Here is a 20,446-nt window from a genome sequence, read left to right as displayed (position 1 = left end):
CGCTAATGATGTTCAAATTGATAGCGGAGTATGTGAGGGAGTAATCTAAATGGTAGAAGGATTTTTATTGTTGTTTGCCCAGATCGGTTTAATTGTTGGAATAGCTTTAATAGCATCCGGATTAACAAATGGTTCAAAAGGGAAAGAAAAGTTTAACTGGTCGGCGACCATCCCCTCGGTATCCTGGGGATTATGTATCCTTATCCTGTCCATCTGTTGGTTGGTATATAGATATCAGCTTAATGCTTAAACATTTTGCGAGGATGTTTTAGAAACATCAGTATGTGTGTGGACTGTTCTCTTTGTGTAAAAAAAAAACTGTAAATAAACAGGCGCTCCGATAACGGGCGCCTGTTTGTGCATGTTATAACTGCAGATCTTACGCCGCAGTAACTTGTTTGCTGCGATTGCGAATCCACTTGATGACATCCATCAGAATGACGGCGACAAGAGCAAGTCCGCCTGCAATCAGGAACTCATTCCAGCCGAATGTATCCGGGATGGCGAAGACACCGCGAACACCAGGAATCAGTGTGATTGCATAGAGACAGAGACATACCAGAATGGAGCCAAGCACGAATTTATTGGTCGTAAAGCCCACCTGGAAGATGGTTTGTGTATTGGAACGTGCTGCAAATGTTTGCAGACTGCGTGCGAGAATCAAGGTTGTGAAGGCCATAGCCACACTGATTTCCTCCGAAATACCAAGTCCAATATATTGGGATACGATAACAGCTGCACCAATCAGGACACCACGTGTAATCACGGCCTGCAGGGTTCCACCTGCGAAGATGCCTTCGTTAATGTCACGGGGTTTACGCCGCATGACATCTGGCTCGGGTTTCTCTGTACCCAAAGCAATGGCAGGCAGGGAGTCGTTCACCAGATTGATGAACAGTAGCTGAAGGGCCGTAAATGGATTAACCCAGCCGACAATCAAGGCAAACAAAATGGCGATAATCGCGCCGAGGTTACCGGCAAACAGGTATGCGATGGCTTTTTTGATGTTATCAAATACCATCCGTCCAACACTGACCGCATTTACAATGGAGACAAAGTTATCATCCGTCAGAATCATGGCAGCCGCATCCTTGGCGACATCTGTTCCGCTACCCATCGCTACGCCGATGTCGGCTTGTTTCAGCGCGGGTGCGTCATTAACTCCATCTCCGGTCATGGCTGCCACTTTGCCTTTACGCTGCCAAGCACGCACAATCCGGATTTTGTTTTCAGGAGATACCCTTGCGTAAACCGAGATATGTTCGAGTTGTTGATCCAGCTCCTCATCAGACATTTTGTCCAGTTCGGCTCCGGTAATGGCGAGGTCATCCGGTTCGGCAAGGCCGATATCCACACCGATCGCCTGAGCCGTTGTTTTGTGATCTCCAGTGATCATGATGGTGCGAATGCCCGCTTTTTTGGACTCTTCAATAGAACCGTATACCGCTTCACGCGGTGGGTCAATCATCGCTGTCAAACCAACCAGTGTCAGATCATGCTCGTCATCAATGGTGACCTGGTTTTTATCATCGAATTTTTTGTACGCGTAGGCCAGCACACGGAAGGCACGTTTCGAGAAGGCCTCATTTTTTTCTTCAAATTGTGTGCGAATCTCGGGTGTGAGGGGCTGAACCTCACCGTTGATAAACACATGACTACAGCGACTGAACAGCACATCCGGTCCACCCTTGGTCAGCAAAGCCGTCTGTCCCTCGAAGGTATGCACCGTACTCATGAGCTTTCGATCCGAGTCAAAAGGAAGCTCAGCTTCACGCGGGAACTGGTCACGGATTTCATTGTAATCCTTGTTCACCCGGTTGCTGAAGGCAATGAGGGCCACTTCGGTTGGGTCACCCAGTTCCTTGCCTTCCTGGTTAATATTTGAATCATTGCAGAGCACTGCAATATGTAACAGACGTCGTTCCTCTTCCGACCACTGATCGGGATCATCCGGGAATTCGTCCTTGGTGCCATGGGGAATGTAATAATCCACGACAGTCATCTTATTCTGAGTTAGCGTTCCGGTTTTATCCGTACAGATGATACTGGCAGAGCCGAGCGCCTCAACGGCAGGCAGTCTGCGAATGATCGCATGTTGTTTGGCCATCTTATTTGTTCCGAGTGACAATACGATAGTCACAATGGAGGATAACGCCTCAGGAATGGCAGCAACTGCAACAGCTACGGCAAACATCAGTGCATTTACGATGGAAGGCCCGATATTCTCCGTACCTTCGGTCAACCATACACGACCGGCTTCAATGCCAAAGATGAGAATCGACAAACCCAGGATGAAAAAGCCCAGTTTTTTGCTGAATGATTCCAACTTGCGCTGTAATGGTGTGTTCTTGGCTTCGGCATTTTCAATCAGTTCGGCAATTTTGCCGATTTCGGTTTTGAGAGCCGTACCTGTAATGACAAGCATGCCCCGTCCATATACGACGAGTGAGCCACTGAAGGCCATATTGCGACGATCTCCAATAGGCGCTTCATCCGGAATGGCATCGGCGTGTTTCTCCGCAGCTTCGGATTCTCCGGTCAGCATGCCTTCGTTGATTTTTAGACTTCCTGATTCCAGGATACGCCCGTCTGCCGGGACATAATCACCTGCATCCAGCATAACAATATCACCGGGAACGAGTTCCCTCGCTGGAATAGTCTTTTTCTGCCCGTCACGAATGACCTTGGCTTCGGGTGCAGACATTTGTTTCAGTGCGTCAAGCGAACTCTCGGCTTTTTTGGTCTGCACTACACTGATCACCGCGTTGAGCAAAATAACCAGGAATATGATCAATGATTCAATCAGATGTCCAAGTACAACCTGTACCGCGGCTGCAATCAGCAGCACGATGACCATCGGATCTTTGAAATTTTCGAGGAACAATTTCCAGACTGGTGTTGCATCTTTACCTTTTAACTCGTTATATCCTTCCGTTTCAATTCTCTTGGCAGCTTCGGAGGTCGTGAGTCCCTTGGAGGAACTTTGTACATCCTGAAGGGTTTCCTCCGCACTGTGTCTGTAATGTTGCAATTGACCAGCTCCTTGAATATTAGATTTCTCTGTGTATTACCCTTACGGGCAAAATCTAGAATCGTTTCATTTTCGTATTTTTTTAAGATTATGGATTTATACGTTTTTAGCTGTACACAGTATTTTTCATAATGATCCGAGATATGCCTTTTTTTGAATGTTATTATTTCCAGTTTGGATGATAGTCTGGAGAACCATATATAGATGTTGGATCAGAAACTGTGTGCACCATCACACTAGCTCATATCAGGGTCTGTTACGCTATTACATAACGAACTGCGTTTAATCTAAGTTTGGAGGGGAAACCATATGTTTTGTTATCAGTGCGAACAGACGCCGAGTGGCGGGTGTACCGTGGTAGGGGTATGCGGCAAAAACGAAACAATCGCAAGTTTGCAGGATACGATGATTTTTGCGTTAAAAGGCATCGCTGCTTATGCGACACATGCACGCCAGTTGGGATATTCTGATCCTGAGGTGGATCGGATTACACATGAGGCATTATATATGACATTAACGAACTCGAATTTTAATGTACAGGAACATCTGGAGATGGCGATGAAGGTAGGTAATGCAGCAATCCGCATTATGGATGTGTTGGATCGTGCGCACACGGACCGCTTTGGTGTACCGCAACCGATTACGGTTAGCCAGAACCAGATTGAAGGACAGTGCATCGTGGTAACAGGGCATAATCTGTATGCATTGGAGGAGTTGCTTCGTCAAACCGAAGGGAAAGGAATCAACATCTATACCCACTCGGAAATGTTGCCTGCACACGGTTATCCGGCGCTGAAGAAATATGCCCATCTCAAGGGTAATATCGGTAAAGCATGGTACGATCAGCGCAGACTGTTCGAACAATTCCCGGGTGCTATTCTCGCAACGACGAACTGTGTTATGCCGATCAAAGGCACATATGCAGACCGCTTTTTCTCATACGAAGTGGCGGGTCTGGAGGGCGTTGCCAAAATTACAGAGGATGACTTCTCACCCCTGATTGAACGCGCATTGTCACTGCCTGCGGCTAATGTACAGTCCGAGCAAGTTTTAACGACAGGATACCATCATGAGACCGTGATTGGACTTGCGCCCGAAATTATTCAGGCGGTGAAAGACGGTCATATCCGTCGATTCTTCGTTATTGCTGGTTGTGATGCGCCAGGCAAAGGTGGCAACTACTATCGTGAACTTGCGACATCCTTGCCGAATGATACCGTAATTCTGACGACTTCCTGTGGTAAGTTCCGCTTCAACGATGTGGATTATGGTACGGTTGGAGACACGGGTATACCGCGTTATATCGATCTGGGTCAATGCAACAATTCCGGTTCTACGGTGAAAATTGCAATGGCTTTGGCGGATGCTTTTGGCTGTACCGTGAACGAGTTACCTGTCAGCATTGTGCTGTCCTGGTTTGAGCAAAAAGCAGTTGCGATCCTCCTTGGCCTGTTCAGCCTCGGCATTCAGGACATTCGTATTGGACCAAAACCGCCTGAGTTTATATCGGAAGGTGTCTTGGATGTACTCGTAGATATGTTTGGTCTGAAGTTAATTACAACGGCAGAAGAAGATATGAACGCGATGTTGGCACTGTCATAGGATGAGGATGTATATTTACGTGCATCGCCATCTGATGACTGCGAATGTCGGTTGTGAGTATGAAGAGTATGACTCATAAGTACAGATGGATAAGAGCCTACATAAAAGTAGGCTTTTTTGCTTTTTCGACTTTCATAGGTCCATATACCTTGTATAAATGAACATGAAATGTCAGGGAAATTAGTTTTTTTATCCTATTGAAGTTTTTTCATGGAAATGTGTATATAGATAGAGGCATATTAGATCATAACACATCACAAAACACGGGTTTACCGTAATATGAGGAGATCGTACATAATGCATAACACACAGATTGAAAATTGGTTGAAACTCGCAGGTGGCAAGGAGAACATCAAGCTCGTAGAACACGATAAGGGTACAACGACGTTGGCGCTGAAGGAAAGTACAAAATTGAACATGTCGGCTCTTACCTCCGCAGATGTTGTAGCAAATGTTCGGGTAACAGGTGAGCAGTGCCATCTGGTAATAAGAGATGAATCTTCACTTATCTACAATGCGCTTCAGGGCGTGGGGGAAGAGGAAGGAACAGCGTTGCAGAACAGTTTCTCGATCTTACATTTTGTATCCGATGTGTTCAGGCCCTTGATGCCTGCAATTCTCGGAGCCGCTGTTATTAAAATTATAGTCGCCATTATTGCGTTAATGGATACGTACAGTTCTGCGGACTCTTCTGCGTTGATGGACAGCCAGACCTTTACGATCTTCAGGATCATTGGAGACGGTGTATTTTATGTACTGCCTATATTGGTAGCAATCAGCACAGCTTATCGGTTGAAGAGCAATATCTATGTTGCAGCATCTATTGGCGGACTCATGTTTTATCCGGAGATGACCATGCTGATGTCAGGGGAAAAAGAGGTGCATTTCCTGGGTTTGCCACTTGTGTCTCAGCCTGCTTTTTACTCTACGCCCATCTGGGTCATTCTAACGATCTGTGCAGCCGCCTTCTTGGAAAGAGTCGTTGAACGATGGAGTCCAAAATTCTCCAAAGGGATGGTTGCTCCATTCCTGACGTTACTGATTCTTGTTCCGTTAGTATTGATGATACTTGGTCCAGTCGGAACCTGGATTGATGAGTATCTGCTGGAGGCATTGGATTCACTAGTAGCTAATGCTCCAGTGTTGTCGGTGATGTTACTGGGAGCTGTCTTCTCACTGATGTTAATTATAGGATTACACTACTGGCTGATTGCCATCATCATTAATGAAATGGTTATGAATGGTGGTTCTATGGTGATCGCTGCCATGTTAGTGGCGATTGTTGGACAAGCGGGGGCCGCGTTCGCAAACGGAATCCGCTCGAAAGAGCCAACATCCAGAAGACTTGCTTTCTGGGCAACGGGAACTGCCCTCCTTGGAGTTGTAGAGCCTGCATTGTATGCGGTCAACATGAGAAAAAGATCCTCTTTCTATGCGGCATTGCTGGGTGGAGTAGCCGGTGGGCTGTATTTTGGATTGTTATCTGTCAAGGCATTTGCTATGGTGGGGAATCCGAGCTTGGTCAGCCTCCCGCTCTTCATCGAAGAGGGTGGCTTGAATCTGTTACACACTTGCATTGGTGTGGTTATTGCGTTTGGTGTCTCAGGTGGACTAACGTATTGGATGGCAGGAAAAGGACAGGAACGGGGACAGGGGTCACCGAAAGCTAGTATTGATTAATATGTAAAACGTAGCATTGAAAAGTAGCATTAAAGTTGTAAGAAAGAGCTTGTACCTTATGGTGCGGGCTTTTTTGTTGTGTTTTTCTGATTAATGTAAGTATGGAATGTACAATCGCTGTCCACCATTTTATTCAAGCCATAGCTTGTTGGTTATGGAGTTGTCATGTATTTTGATATAGTGAAACCTATAAATCTGGATTACTAATCCCTTTGAAAGGATAACCTATGTCTGACAACATGGAATGGATTGCTCAATGGAAGTCAACGAATGCACTAAGCAACACATGGATAACGAAAGGCGAGCTGCATTACTTTCCCAGTCACACCTTGATATTTATCATTGATGGAAAAGCGATCTGGAATATAAATGGACACCGAGTTCACGTCTCCTATGGAGAATTAATTGCGGTTGAAGAGAACTCCGTAATGGAGGTCATTGAAGGTGGCAACCTGGATCTGGCAGGCTGGCATGTTCAGTTCGATACATATTCGGTGCTGCATGATAGACGGGAAGCTGAGAAGTTCGAATGGCGGTTACCGTCAGGAGAGGCGTATCAGAAAGTGCAGCTGTCCGGTGGAGGTCTGGCAAGTATCATTCAGCATTGGAGTGAAGTGCATACACCGGATCAGAGTACAGAAAGAGTTGGCAATCAGCATTTGTTATATGAGTTGTTAAGTAATCTATATCGGAAACAGCCGGATAACGAGTTGAAGCCAGAACACGGTATACTTCGCTCCATTGACTACATGCAGCAGCATTATGATCAGGTCATTACACGTACACAGTTAGCTCAGATTGCCGGTATTAGTCCATGGCATTATTCCCGCAAATTTAGTGAGCGATATGGTAAGCCACCTCTGGATTATCTGGCCCACTACCGGATCTATCGCGCGCAGGAAGAACTGATATTAACCGCTGCAACCTCACAGGATATTGCCAAAAAGTCTGGATTTGAAGATGCTCATTATTTTAGCCGACGCTTCAAACAACTGACTGGCGTATCACCTAAGATATATAGGCAGACGATGACGCAGCGCAAGATGGTGTCACTTTCTCCAATCTGTGCAGAAATTATGATTCATCTGGGTGTCATCCCCCATGCCGTAGTGGTCACCCCAATCCTGCTGTCCCCACATCACCATGAACAATTTATAGCGCATGGAGTGCAGATGCTGGAGGTAACACAGTATGAGGTGGAGATAGAACTTGTTCGACAAGTTCAACCGGAGATGTTGATAGGAAACGTATTGACGGAAGAGGTTAAAAGGGAACTGCGCACAATTGCACCGATTCTAACCGGACTTCATCAAGATGTAGAACCAATGCTCGATCAATTGGCAGCCTGGTTTCTTAAAGAAGAAGATGCTCATAGACTGCATCAGCAGATGAAACACGAAGTCAGCGTAGCTAAGCGACAGTTGCAACCCTTCATCCAATCCGCGTCCACTGTCATGCTGCTGAGGGTAGAAGCGTTTGGTTATCGATATCTGGGTGGGCATTCACACGGGGTATCACACTTGTTATATGAACAGCTTGGATTAACACTGCCGCAAGCACTGGATTCAGGTACAGCATGGTTTAACCCTTGTTCGCTTGAACTGCTCACACAAGCCAATCCCGATTACCTCTTTGTGGAGAAGCGGATCATGCAGCACTTCAGTGCTGAAGAGAATATGAGGAAACTATGGGAGAGTCCGCAATGGAACGAGCTGAAGGCTGTGAAAAATAATCGGGTATTTTACGTAGATACTCACCTGTGGGTAGACGGTCACGGAATAACGGGACACACTCTGATTCTCAATCAGATCATTCGCCATTTTACGGAATCTTTTCATGAGAGAGCACAATAATCCAACTGAATACACACGATATGCTATGGAAGCAACACTTCTTATTTGATACTATTTGATAATAATTATCATTATCAATATACATAAGGGGCGAAGTATATCATGTCACGAAGATTTAAAGGGTTGGGTATCATGCTGTTGGTGATTAGTGTAATGCTGGCGGCATGTTCCGGTGGAACCAAGGAAGAGAACGCTACAGCTGGAACAGCAGGCGCTCCAACTGAAGGAGTAGCGAGTACTGCAGAACAAACAGCGACTGAAAGTGGGACTAAGGTGGTGAAGGATCAGTTTGGAGAAGTAATGATTCCAACTCATCCTCAAAATCTGGTTGTGTTTGATTCGATTTATGCCGAGTATCTGATTGAAATGGGTGTTACACCCCAAATCGTTTTGTTAACTCCAGAAGTTGAAGCGGAATACCGCCCTGAGTATTTGAAAGAACACGGGGTCCAAATCATTGAAGTCGAGCAATATCAATATAATTATGAGCAGTTGCTTGCGTTGTCACCGGATATGATCCTTGCAGCTGGCGAAGGAATGGAACAGGGCGTATATGATGAATTGTCCAAAATCGCTCCTACAGTGGCACTTGATGCCAACAGTGAAATGAAACGTGCTATGCCAAAGCTGGCTGCCATATTTGACAAGAACGAAGAATCTGCCAAAGTACTGGCTGAATTCGATGAGAAAGCCTCACAAGCGAAAGAGAAAATCGCGGCAGCCTTGGGAGAAAAGACCGTATTGGTTCTCCGGGTTGAGCACAATCGTTACCGTTTCATGGGTCCCAAAGGAGGAAGTAGCAGTGTTTTCTTCTATGATATTCTTGGTCTGAATAGTCCTGATGCTATTAAAGATTCTACAGATTGGTTTAGCCAGTTCTCTCTGGAATTCTTGCCTGAGATGAATCCGGATTATATTTTCCTGGAAGACAGAACCCTCGTAGGTTATGACACGAAGAAATCTATGGAAGATCTCAAAGCAAGCCAGGTGTGGTCGAATCTGGAGGCTGTGAAGAATGATCATGTCTTCCCGTTGAAGACAAGCCAATTCGTATCGGGTGTGGGTCCAATTGGCTCTGTAAAATTGATGGACTATGTTGTTGAAAAGTTGGTGCCATAGATGACGATGGAGACACAATTGGATATCTACGATATTACCATCGTTGGTGGGGGACCTGCTGGAATGTACGCCTCCTTTTATAGTGGCATGAGAGCCATGCGTACCAAGATCATTGAAGCCAAACAAGAACTGGGCGGATTCATGCGTACGTACCCGGAGAAGCTGATCTGGGATGTGGGCGGGGTTGATCCGATTCGCTGTGAGAAGCTGATTGAATCGCTGGAGAGACAAGCGAGAACGTTCGATCCAACGATTGTGTTTGGGCAGGAAATAGCCGAGCTTGAACGACGTGAAGATGGTGTATTTGTACTCATGTCTAAAACAGGGGAGCGCCATTACACACGTACCATCCTATTATGTGCGGGTAGAGGCATGACTCAGGTGCAAAAGCTGGATGTCGAGGGTGCCAATCGGTATGAGCTGACAAATCTGCACTATACGATAACCGACCTGTCCCGATTTGCCGGGAAGCGTGTTCTGATCTCGGGTGGTGGCGATTCCGCAGTCGACTGGGCGAATGAAATGGGCAAAATAGCAAGTGAAGTTACGGTGGCACACAGACGTCATGAATTTACCGGACACGAGTCGCCAGTTGCTCAGATGAAAGCTCAGGCCAACGTCATGACGCCATTTAGCATCTCACGCTTATACGGTACAGGTGACAAAATAGATCGTGTCGAGCTGGCCCATGTAGAAACTGGTGAGATCACACATGTTGAAGTGGATGAAGTTGTCGTAAGCCACGGATATGATCGTGATTTCGGTAACCTTGTGCAATGGGGACTGGCGCGTGAAGATTACGGCGTATCCGTTGATCAGCGCATGCGTACCAACATTCCAGGCATATTTGGAGCAGGTGACTTTATCACTTATGGAAGCAAAGTTCGACTGATCGCAGGTGCTTTTAACGATGCGGTGCTCGCAGTCAACAGTGCCAAGACGTATCTGGAACCTGCTGCTTCCGATATGGCGGGTGTCTCTTCCCATAATGCCCGTTTTTATGAGAAAAACAAAGCTCTCTCTAATACGTAGATAGGTTTGCACGGAGGGAAGGAAATCTGAAGAGCCCGACACAATTTCGAGATCTCCTCGAAATTGTTCGGGCTTTTTTCAATAGAATGATGAAGTAAGGAAATGAAATACAAGTTGAAGAAATGATATAATCATAACAAAGAAATATGAAAGATCACTATGGGAGGTAGCAGATGAAAAAGATAAACAAATTTATATCTTCTCCTCTTGAATTTGAGGTCTTGGAGCATGACCAGGTGATTGCCAAAGTGAAGTTGGATTATAGCAATCAAACGGTTGAAGTATGGCAAGATAAAAGTGTATCGCCTGTTTTTCTCCCTTTTCCAAGCAAGTCTAAGGTAACCGTTGGGGATGTACTGGATTACTTTGAATCCAGATGTTTCCCTCGCACCAGACATCATGCCGATAAAATTCTGCAATCATTAGGTCTGAATGATTATGTAGCTTCGGAGATCGTAAAACAAACACATGGTGTGTTATATGATGATTATGTCTGGATTAGATTTTCTAATGAGGAGTTGTCTTGTGCTGATGTCCATCCCCGTTTTGCAGGTGAGCAAGGATTCTCGTAAGACTTTTGTCAGTAGTAGCAAGATTTTGAGATAGTTGCTCAGATTCGAAAGTATGAACACTTATTTTTGTAACTAGATATTTATAGTCTTTCGGCTTATGATCATTGACGACAGCGAGATATTCATACCAAATAAAACAGCGCCACCTGAATCGTTCTGGTGGGCGCTGTTTGTGTAATCTTTTTTGAGCTGGATAAAGAGTCTTAAATCCCCAGACTGCCGATCTTGGCGAATGGATAGATGATTTTCTAAGGAACTCAGGACATCTTATTTGGCCTTCCGCTCCTCTTCTTAAATTCTAAGGAACCTCAGACACGTTATCTACCAAAATGCCCTTATAAAAACACTGAAAACGGCTTGTTAATCGGATATAGAGTGTCTCAAGTTCCTTAGATTTCTGCACGCGCTTCAAATCGTTGAATAAGACGCCTCAGATTCGTTAGCGCTCGCTCCATATTTTGATCTAACCGGCGGCGAGCCGAGAGAACGACCCTGAATCCCGCCCAAAGCGAAGCTTTTCATTGTAAGGAAGACAATCTGCTTTCACGACGTCTTGATCGCCTGCTCTCACTTGAAGGGTACGTTCTCATACATTCAGGATTCAGTGCGCTTGCCTACGCTGAACACGTTCAGGTTCGGTTTCGGGTCTCACTAGAATTGAAAACTTGCGCTAATTCAGCTCAGTCTGTCCACTTGCGAATCGATCTGCGATCTCTTCGGCTTGTAGAATGGAGGTATAGGGATCAGCAGTGAAATATTTATGAATATCCAGTTTGTAGATATGGTCGTTCTGCACCGCAGGCAGATTGTCCCAGACGGTAGGCAACAGGGAGTGATCTTTCGTGCCTTCTGTAACCATCATCAGCAGGTAATCACCTACATACTCTCCAAAGACCTCCGCGCTAGCTTCCAGATTTTCTTTGCCTTGGTCCAGAAGATCTGATTTTACCTTGGGTGCCGGAGTTAGTCCAAGCAATTCATAGGCTGCTCTTCCACCACGATTGGCGCTGTTGCCGATAATGGCCGGGTTCTTCAAAAAGTTAAAATCGGCAACGGTGAAGGTGGCACCATCCGGAATGACACCTTTAATTTTGGCCTGAGCTGCTGCGATCCGTTGTTTAAATGATTCGTTCCAAGTTATAGCTTCTGCTTCGCGGTTCAGAATCTCGCCCATGGCTGTCACTTCTGCTTCCATGGAATCATACTGATCGGGTACGAATACGACAGTCGGAGCGATTTTGGAATAGGTCTGAAATTTCTCCTGGTCCCATGTGATAATCAGGTCCGGTTCCAACTCTACCATTTTCTCAAGTGAAACCTCACTATGGTTACCCAAATCGGCGCTATCCACAAGTTTGTCACGCAGGAATACTCCATAATCCAGCAGGCTACTCGGCACACCAACTGGTGTTACGCCGACAGCCAGAACATGTCCTATATTCCAATCAACGACAACCCGCTCCGGGTTGAGGGGGACTGTAACGTCTCCCATCATCGTGGAGAGTGTTCTTGTTTGCGGTGCGGTGTTTCCTGTTTCTGTCGCCCCAGGTTTCACGGTCTCTTTCTGGGTACAACCACTAATGAATACGGCCATGATCAGCAAAACAGGCAGGGTGATACGATACCAAGCTTTCTTAAACAACATGACGAACCCTCTTTCTAATTGATAATGATTTTCATTTAATATAACTCTAGAGACAATCTAACGATTGCACAATAACCAATTCGGAAGCGGAAGCATAACCATTTCAGAACAGATCGACAGGTTGAATTGAGAATGGTTATCATATATGATGAGGCGAAGCTTTGGATGTAGTAACGAGGAAACACAAAGAAAGGTCCATGACGATGAACATAGAAGAATACGGGGCATTATGGGAGCATATAACAATCCGATTACTGGATATTCGAATCATGACCGTTAACATCAGTGAAGATCCTAATACGTGGACGCTTCCCTCGAATGCTTTTTTATTAATAACGGATGGCAAGGGGAAGATCTGGCTCGGTCAGGCAATGCATCACATCAAAGGGACATATATTCTGCACGCCTCCAAAGGAACGAGCCTGGATTGTCTGGCTAAGAAGCCGATGGAAATACATATGTTGTCTTATTCGTCACCAGAGTCAGAGAAGCCAAATACTGAAAGATCCCAAACATATACTGGGTCGGAGTCTTTGCAAGTAAGTTTTGGTTTTGAACCAGCGTGTCCATTGCCATTAATTGAAATCATGCAGTTGATATACAGACAATGGAATGAACTACAGTCAGCAGGCCGGATTCAAACCAAGGCGCTGTTCTACCAATGGCTCGCCGAGATGCTGAAACAAATGCAGGAGCAGAGGTTTAACGATGCTAAGCTGAATCGGGTAGATCAGGCGGTGCATTATATGAAACGTCACTACGGGGAACCACTCAAGATAGAACAGGTAGCTGAAATGCTGAATTGTAGTCCAAGGTATCTGAACCAATTGTTTCAGCTTCAATTAAATACGAGTCCTAGCCGTGTGCTGTCACGAATTCGGATGGAACAGGCATTAAAACTATTGGTGAGCACGAATGGGACCTTACAAGAAATCGCGGAGAGAGTAGGCTATGAGAACGGCTACACGCTAAGTCGTTATTTCAAGAAACATTATGGTGTATCTCCTGAGTTTTACAGAAAGCGTCGAGAGTGCGGTGCTCCAGATGTAGCCCTGCAAACATCCCAACCACTTGCCGTTCTGGAAAGTCATTATTCGGGATGGAGCGAACGAACGGTACCCATACTTGAAGCCGACCAGACCTGGCCAGAACAGGAGATTGTAGATTTGAAAGGAGTCCAAGTGAGGAAACCCCCAGCGCCCGCGGTACCAAGAGCCAGAACTCGGATGCTTGCCACAAGCATGGGCGAGATTACGATACCTAACAAGCCTAGCCGTGTTGTCGTCGACTGGAATTTGGGAGAAGTACTGGCATTGGGAGTGACGCCTCTCGGAGCGCCGCATTCACTCATTGAAAGTAACCAAATGCTGGAGCCTTATATCTATGATCAAGTACAGGATATCGGCAATCATAATTTTATCTCGCTCGAAAAAGTGCTTGAACTGGAGCCCGATTTGATTATCACCTGGAATCGTGCTGCTTACGCTTCCTATGCCAGAATTGCACCAACGGTGGTCTATGGAGGGACTGGTTACGGCTCTGTCGCGGAGGAGATTCGAGAGATGGGACGTATTCTGAATCGCCAGACAGAAGCCGAAACATGGATTAACGAATACGGGCGGAGAGTACATACTTTGCAGCAAACGATCCCGGGCAAGGTCTCCGCAGAGAAGACATTTACCGTCATTGATCCGAACTGGGGAGAACATATTACCCTTGTGGGAAATACGGGAACTCGTGGAGGTAAGGCAGCCTACGGGTTACTGAACTTGAAGCCAGCAGGCAAGGTTCGCCAGGAACTATTGGAGCCGGGCCTGGAATACCTGGATATTGCGCGGAGTGCGGTAGGTGGGTACCTGGAGGACTACCTGTTGGTGTTGGATAATGGTCCAAGACACGAACTTGATCAAGCTTCAGGCAAACCATGGCAGAAGTCTATCGAGACAGATCACTGCCAGATTATTAGCCTTGACTGGAATAGATATTTCCTCTCCGACCCGTTGTCTGCGGTGCTGCAAGCCGAGGAAATGGCAGACCGGATTATGGCACGTTGAGATGGAATACAGTATGAGAGTGAAAACAACAGATTGGTTTAGATTTGTGGATTAACTTTGACATAACAGACAAAAGGAAGCACACATTATCGGTTATCCCACAAAAGCCTGTCTATTTGCTGATTGAAAGAGCTTTCATTTCATCCGTATACTAAAGGTGTTAATAGATTGGGTGTCGTAATGAGGCACTCATCGTAATAGGAAAGGATGATATGAATGGGCAGATTAACTGGAAAAGTTGCAATTATAACCGGTTCCGCAAGTGGAATGGGATTGGCAGGTATTCAATTATTTGCAAAAGAAGGAGCCAAGGTAGTGGCTACCGATGTGGCAGTCGAAGCTTTGGAGGAACAGGTTAAACAGATCGTAGCTGGTGGCGGTGAAGCCATTGCGTTGAAGCTGGATGTGTCCAGCCCAGAGTCCTGGAAAGCTGTTGTGGAAGAAACCGTATCGAAATACGGCAAAATAGATATTCTGGTCAACAATGCGGGAATTCATATGGCCAAAGGCATTTTGGAAGCTGAGTTAGAGGATTGGGACAAGGTTATGTCCATTAATGGTACAGGTGTATGGCTCGGCATGAAGGCAGTCATTCCTTATATGCAGAAGAATGGACAAGGTTCGATCGTTAATACCTCTTCCATTGCAGCAATCATTGGTGGAATAGCGGATGCCCAGGGCGCGGCTTATAGTGCTTCCAAGGGATCTGTACGTTCATTGACCAAACACGGGGCACAGTGGTTTGCCAAAGACAATATTCGTGTGAACTCCGTACATCCGGGTGCTGTGTTTACGGGTATGGTGGAGAAAGCAGGCATCAAATCACAGGTGGAGATGGGGGAGAATTACAAAAATCTTGCTCCATTGCCTCCACATGCTGGTGAATCTATGGATATTGCTTACGCCTACCTGTTTTTGGCATCTGATGAATCCAAATTCATTACAGGTGTTGAGTTGCCTGTAGATGGTGGATGGATCAGCAACTAATTAAAATAAACGTTTCGACATATTAAAGAGGTACTGTATCTCAAGCTTCAAGGGAGACAGTACCTCTTTTTAACAACAGATCCCACTACAGAGTTATGGCGTAACGTTATCTTGATGGACTCGTTGCAGAATGGAGATTAGACCGATAAATCTCTTGGGATCGGTTCATGCGTGTGAATTCCAACAGTTGTTCAGCCATATAGGAGGCGCTGTATTTGAAATTGTTTTGCACCCAACCCGTAACTAAACCAAGAACGGCATTAGCCTGATAACAGGCGAGAAGTTCCTTATCCAACCGTGGATCAGGCGACAGATCGGTTACATCCTCCAGATACAAGTTCTTAAGTGTTATATAGAGTGTATCCCTGAAATCCAGTAGCACGTTAGAATTAACCAGCAATGTATAGAAGGAGGCATGAGCCAGCACATGGTCAAAAATTTGAATTGCTGAGGCGTTAAGGTCCTTAATATCGAAATCTCGGAAATGCTGATAGGGTGCTCGATAGGCTAATTTTAGATCGTCAATCACGTCATTTAACAATTCATCAAACAGGTCTTCTTTGTATACATAATGCTTGTAAAATGTGCTGCGGTTCAAATCGGCGGATTTGACAATATCGGTGATGGTTATACTGGCCAAGGGCTTACGGGACATCCATTCCAGAAGGGCTGTTTTCAGAGCCAGTTTGGATTTGTGTACTCTTCGATCGGTGTCAGATACAGATGGAGACTTAAACATATACACAACCTCCCTTACTTATCAATGATACAGTGCACAGGCAGCAAATTACTCTTGCTACAATACAAAAATGTGAATATATGGTGACTTTGGTGTCATAAACTGTCCGTATCACTGTGTTCTCCCTTATAATAAACCAAAACGGACGAGGAGATGGACTCCAAATGAAGAAACAAATGTGGATCATTGCAAGTGTTGCAGTTGTGATTGTAATCGGAACCTATCTGTTTGCAAGCAATACGGGCAAGGATGAGGCGGGTACAGCCAATGCGCCCAACATCCGAAAATTGGTGGAAGATATCAGCACAGGAAAAGAGACACCGGAATCTGCCTCCATCAATGCTAAACAGTTAATCGTCACCGATCAAGATGAAAAAACCATTACATATGATTTGCCTGAGAACGAATTTTTCCTTTCCATTGCACCCTATGTGGACCAGACCCATCCCTGTGCAATTCATAGCTTGACCGGTTGTCAGGGGGAAATGAGCAATAAGGAATTTAGCGTTACCATTCACGATTCTCAAGGCAACACTTTTATGAAAGATGCAGTGATGAAGTCTGGTGCAAACGGATTTATGGATTTTTGGGTGCCTAGAGACAGAACCTATCTGATTCGTATTGTTGGAGATGGAAAGGTTGCAGAAACGCAATTGTCTACATACGAAAATGATAATACATGCATCACTACGATGCAGTTGAGTTAACAGCAATCAATAGAAGGGAAGGATGGCTTTTGAGCTATCTTTCCTTTTTTATTTGATAAAAGAATGGGAATAAGGTACTTTCCATTGACAAAAATCCATTCCTACGGCATAATCCAATAGTGATAATGATAATTGTTATCATATAAATACATATTAACAGGGGAGAAAAGAGATATGAAAAAAGGGTTGAATGGACTGTTGATTATGCTGGCCTTTGTGCTGGTTTTGGCGGGTTGTGGTAAAAGCACGACTACAACAGATACAAGTCAAGGTAGTGACTCGGGTAGTGCTCCGGCTGAAGAGACAGCAGGTCCTGTTACCGTGAAGCATAAACGTGGAGAGCTTAAGCTGGACAAGCCAGCAGAACGTGTCGTTACGCTTGAATGGACATATACGGAAGATGTTGTTGCCCTGGGTGTTCAACCAGTAGGTAACGCAGATAACGCTAACTATAAAGTGTGGGTAACATCCGAAGCAGCACTGGATGACAGTGTAACGGATATCGGAACACGCAGTGAACCAAATCTGGAAGCTATTGCTGCATTGAAGCCAGATCTCATCATTGCTAATGCAGATAATAACACAGCGGTCTACGATCAGCTTAACGCGATTGCTCCAACGATTGAATATGATCCGTATGATGGTGACGGCTATGATTATGACAAGATGACAGAGATCTTTAATAACATTGCAACAGCTCTCGGTAAAGAAGACAAAGCAAAAGAAGTTCTGAGTGATCTCGATCAACACTATGTAGAAGCCAAAGAAAAACTGGCTGCTGCGGGGAAAGAAAACTTCAACTTTGCACTGACACAAGCGTTCACATATCAAAATGCAGTCAGCCTGCGTATGTTTACCGATAACTCGGTTGTGATTGGTACTTTGGACAAAATCGGACTGGTTAACGAATGGAAGCCGGATAAAGTTGAGAACTATGGCTTCTCTACAGTAGGTATTGAATCCTTAACCGATGTAAAGGACAGTAACTTCATTTATATTACACAACCAGACGATGACGTCTTTGGCACAGCCATGAAAGATAACTCGGTATGGAACGGACTGAACTTTGTGAAGGAAAAACGCACATATCAACTCGATAGTACAACATGGACATTTGGTGGACCGATCTCCTCCAAAGTATTGGTTGATGGGGTAGTCGAGGCGATTACCAAATGAGTTCGGTTCAAGGATCTAAGCCAGCTATGAATTGGCGCACAATAAGCATATATGGGGGCGGTCTAACCGCTCTCATCGTGCTTTTTTTTGTAAGTCTGTGTTATGGAGAAGCTTCCATTCCTTTGCATGTCGTTTGGGACGCTCTTACAGGCAGACAGGATTCATTAGAGCACAATATGGTCTGGGACTTGCGCATGCCGCGTACAGTAATCGGTATTCTTGCGGGTGGCGCACTGGCTGTTGCGGGCGCTTTGCTGCAAACGATTACTCGTAATCCATTGGCTGCTTCAGATACATTGGGCATTAATGCAGGAGCATATTTTGTGGTGGTACTGGGAGCTATCGCTTTTCCAGGTCTATTAAGTCAGTCGCCTTTTCTTTTCGCAGCCCTAGGTGGTTTGCTGGCAGCATTTGCGGCTTATTTCATGGGCGGCGGACGAACATCAAGCCCGGTTCGACTTGCGTTGTCCGGTATGATTGTATCGATGGTGCTTGGTTCATTTACGAGTGCATTACATATTTTTTTCTCCATGGAGACACAAGGGTTGTTCCTTTGGGGTTCCGGAACACTTGTCCAGAATGACTGGAGTGGAGTGTTTTATGCTTTGCCTTGGGTGGTTGGTATTACCCTTCTCGCGTTAATCCTGTCCAGACAGTGGGATATGCTGGAGTTGGATGAATCAACGGCTTCTTCCTTGGGACAAAAGGTTACATTGGCTCGTGCAGTAGGGTTAATTCTTGCTGTATTGCTGGCCGCTGTGATTGTCAGTGTAATCGGACCGATTGGCTTCGTGGGACTGGTTGCACCTCATCTGGTTCGATTGAGTGGTGTACGTTCTAACCGATTACTTTTACCTGGTGTGTTCATATGGGGCGCAGCGCTCCTGGTTGGAGCAGATGTCCTCGCCAAGATGGTGCGTAACTCCAGCATGGAACTGCCAACGGGTGCTGTTATGGCAATCATTGGTGCACCGTGGCTCATCTGGCTTGTTCTTACACGCATGAAGGCTGCGAACGGATCAGGCATGTCTACTTCAATGAGCACAGGAGGAGCTGCGCGTCGCTTTGCATTTGGCCCAATGGCTGTATTATTCTCAGTCATAACGGTCGTGCTTATCTTGCTCAGTACAATGTTTGGCGGTATGCGAATTCCTCTGGCCGATTGGTTACCAAGTCTGTTCCAATCCGATGGACTGTTCTCCGCGCTGATTCAGCTTCGGATTCCGCGTACTCTTGTTGCCGCAGGTGCAGGAGCTGCACTGGCAATTAGCGGTGTGCTCATTCAGATGGCGGTACGTAACCCGCTGGCAGATGCTTCAATTGTTGGAGTGTCCTCAGGTGCAGGGCTTGGAGCGATGATGGTCATTATCTTATGGCCGGGTCTTCCGATATACTTGCTGCCAATTGCGGCAATCATCGGTGCAGCCATTGCTGCAGTGGTGGTGTTCTCCCTCGCTTGGAAGAAAGGACTGAATCCTTCGGCGGTTGTGTTGCTGGGGATCGCGATGTCTGCCATTGCTGGAGCAGGTATTCAGATTCTGATTGTCCGTGGTGCGGTTTACGGTAGCAGCGGATATATCTGGCTGACAGGAAGCACCTATGCTCGTACCTGGGAACAGGTGAGGGTTATCGGATTATTTTTAGTTATTCTGGTACCGGTGGCTTGGTGGCTGGCACGCAGATTCGAACTGCTGGTATTTGACGACAATAGTGCATCCGGGCTTGGTCTCGGAGTACGTCGTACACGATTATTGGCCATGACAGTTGGTGTATTACTTGCAGCAGGTGCGGTTGCTTGTGTAGGAACCGTTGGTTTTATCGGGCTGATTGCACCACATATGGTACGGTTACTGACGGGGAACAAGTTAAGACGTTCGATGTTCCTATCCGCATTAGCGGGTGCAGTCATGCTGGTGCTCGCCGATACAATTGGCAGAACCGTCATGGCACCGACAGAGATTCCATCAGGCATACTCATTGCGATCATCGGAACGCCGTACTTCCTGTATCTGATGTATCGTTCCAACTGGCGCAAGTCTGTATAAAAAGTTCAAACCTGAAGCCTGCTCCCCGAGCAGGCTTTTTGCTGTCACGGTATGCCCTCCAGCCATGATCTTATGTTCCTGTTTAACCCGGTTGCATAGATATTGGATCATTGGACCTGACGTGTGGTACCCACAGATAACCTCACCCGATGAATGTCTACTCCCGCACCAAATGACAAAATCCCCTCACGTCTACAAGAAGTA

14 protein-coding genes are annotated in these 20,446 nt (G+C 45.9%); 11 read left to right on the top strand and 3 right to left on the bottom strand.

Translation table 11 applies throughout. The features are described 5' to 3' along the window. Window positions 1-379: 379 nt before the first annotated feature. Entirely contained in the window at window positions 380-3,031 is a 2,652-nt protein-coding gene (locus MHI48_RS22435; protein WP_405141802.1) for a cation-translocating P-type ATPase, read from the bottom strand. Window positions 3,032-3,340: 309 nt separating this feature from the next. On the opposite strand from MHI48_RS22435, the gene hcp reads away from it, so the two are divergent. The 6 genes from hcp to MHI48_RS22405 all read left to right on the top strand — a co-directional run bounded on the left by hcp (window position 3,341) and on the right by MHI48_RS22405 (window position 10,889). Next, window positions 3,341-4,633, top strand: coding sequence for a hydroxylamine reductase (gene hcp / locus MHI48_RS22430; RefSeq protein ID WP_062835656.1), 1,293 nt, complete (start codon window positions 3,341-3,343; stop codon window positions 4,631-4,633). A gap of 297 nt (window positions 4,634-4,930) precedes the next feature. Further along, on the top strand, window positions 4,931-6,313 hold the full coding sequence (locus MHI48_RS22425) for a PTS transporter subunit EIIC (RefSeq protein ID WP_405141800.1): 1,383 nt from the start codon (window positions 4,931-4,933) through the stop codon (window positions 6,311-6,313). A 227-nt stretch (window positions 6,314-6,540) separates the two neighbouring features. Beyond that, window positions 6,541-8,166 (top strand): helix-turn-helix domain-containing protein, encoded by a 1,626-nt coding sequence (locus MHI48_RS22420; RefSeq protein WP_405141798.1) that lies wholly within the window; start codon window positions 6,541-6,543, stop codon window positions 8,164-8,166. Between the two features lie 102 nt (window positions 8,167-8,268). Beyond that, the gene (locus tag MHI48_RS22415) at window positions 8,269-9,285 is read left to right on the top strand and encodes an ABC transporter substrate-binding protein (protein WP_036617457.1); all 1,017 of its coding nucleotides are present in this window, start codon (window positions 8,269-8,271) and stop codon (window positions 9,283-9,285) included. Between the two features lie 6 nt (window positions 9,286-9,291). Then, window positions 9,292-10,317, top strand: coding sequence for an NAD(P)/FAD-dependent oxidoreductase (locus tag MHI48_RS22410; RefSeq protein WP_127550125.1), 1,026 nt, complete (start codon window positions 9,292-9,294; stop codon window positions 10,315-10,317). A gap of 173 nt (window positions 10,318-10,490) precedes the next feature. Beyond that, on the top strand, window positions 10,491-10,889 hold the full coding sequence (locus tag MHI48_RS22405; protein ID WP_036617460.1) for a hypothetical protein: 399 nt from the start codon (window positions 10,491-10,493) through the stop codon (window positions 10,887-10,889). A 670-nt stretch (window positions 10,890-11,559) separates the two neighbouring features. Here MHI48_RS22405 and MHI48_RS22400 read toward each other — a convergent pair. Then, window positions 11,560-12,534, bottom strand: a complete 975-nt coding sequence (locus MHI48_RS22400; RefSeq protein ID WP_405141795.1) for an ABC transporter substrate-binding protein — start codon at window positions 12,532-12,534, stop codon at window positions 11,560-11,562. A gap of 197 nt (window positions 12,535-12,731) precedes the next feature. Here MHI48_RS22400 and MHI48_RS22395 point away from each other — a divergent pair, with 197 nt between their 5' ends. Further along, on the top strand, window positions 12,732-14,588 hold the full coding sequence (locus tag MHI48_RS22395) for a helix-turn-helix domain-containing protein (protein ID WP_405141793.1): 1,857 nt from the start codon (window positions 12,732-12,734) through the stop codon (window positions 14,586-14,588). 216 nt (window positions 14,589-14,804) lie between these two features. After that, window positions 14,805-15,575, top strand: a complete 771-nt coding sequence (locus MHI48_RS22390; protein ID WP_036668630.1) for an SDR family NAD(P)-dependent oxidoreductase — start codon at window positions 14,805-14,807, stop codon at window positions 15,573-15,575. Between the two features lie 106 nt (window positions 15,576-15,681). Here MHI48_RS22390 and MHI48_RS22385 read toward each other — a convergent pair whose 3' ends face one another. Continuing rightward, window positions 15,682-16,314 carry a TetR/AcrR family transcriptional regulator C-terminal domain-containing protein gene (locus MHI48_RS22385; RefSeq protein WP_405141790.1) on the bottom strand — a complete coding sequence of 211 codons (633 nt, stop codon included), beginning with the start codon at window positions 16,312-16,314 and terminating at the stop codon, window positions 15,682-15,684. Window positions 16,315-16,478: 164 nt separating this feature from the next. On the opposite strand from MHI48_RS22385, the gene MHI48_RS22380 reads away from it, so the two are divergent. The 3 genes from MHI48_RS22380 to MHI48_RS22370 all read left to right on the top strand — a co-directional run bounded on the left by MHI48_RS22380 (window position 16,479) and on the right by MHI48_RS22370 (window position 20,242). After that, window positions 16,479-17,021, top strand: a complete 543-nt coding sequence (locus MHI48_RS22380) for a CueP family metal-binding protein (RefSeq protein WP_405141788.1) — start codon at window positions 16,479-16,481, stop codon at window positions 17,019-17,021. A 174-nt stretch (window positions 17,022-17,195) separates the two neighbouring features. Continuing rightward, window positions 17,196-18,197: an iron-siderophore ABC transporter substrate-binding protein gene (locus tag MHI48_RS22375; RefSeq protein WP_339186323.1), complete on the top strand. Its 1,002-nt coding sequence runs from the start codon at window positions 17,196-17,198 to the stop codon at window positions 18,195-18,197. Further along, window positions 18,194-20,242, top strand: coding sequence for an iron ABC transporter permease (locus MHI48_RS22370; RefSeq protein WP_405141786.1), 2,049 nt, complete (start codon window positions 18,194-18,196; stop codon window positions 20,240-20,242). Before MHI48_RS22375 ends, MHI48_RS22370 begins: the two co-directional genes overlap by 4 nt. Window positions 20,243-20,446 lie beyond the last annotated feature (204 nt).

The organism is Paenibacillus sp. FSL H7-0942 (assembly GCF_045040715.1).
GTDB lineage: Bacteria > Bacillota > Bacilli > Paenibacillales > Paenibacillaceae > Paenibacillus > Paenibacillus amylolyticus.
The sequence above is the reverse complement of the archived record's forward strand: the minus strand, read 5'-3'. Positions and strand labels throughout refer to the sequence as shown.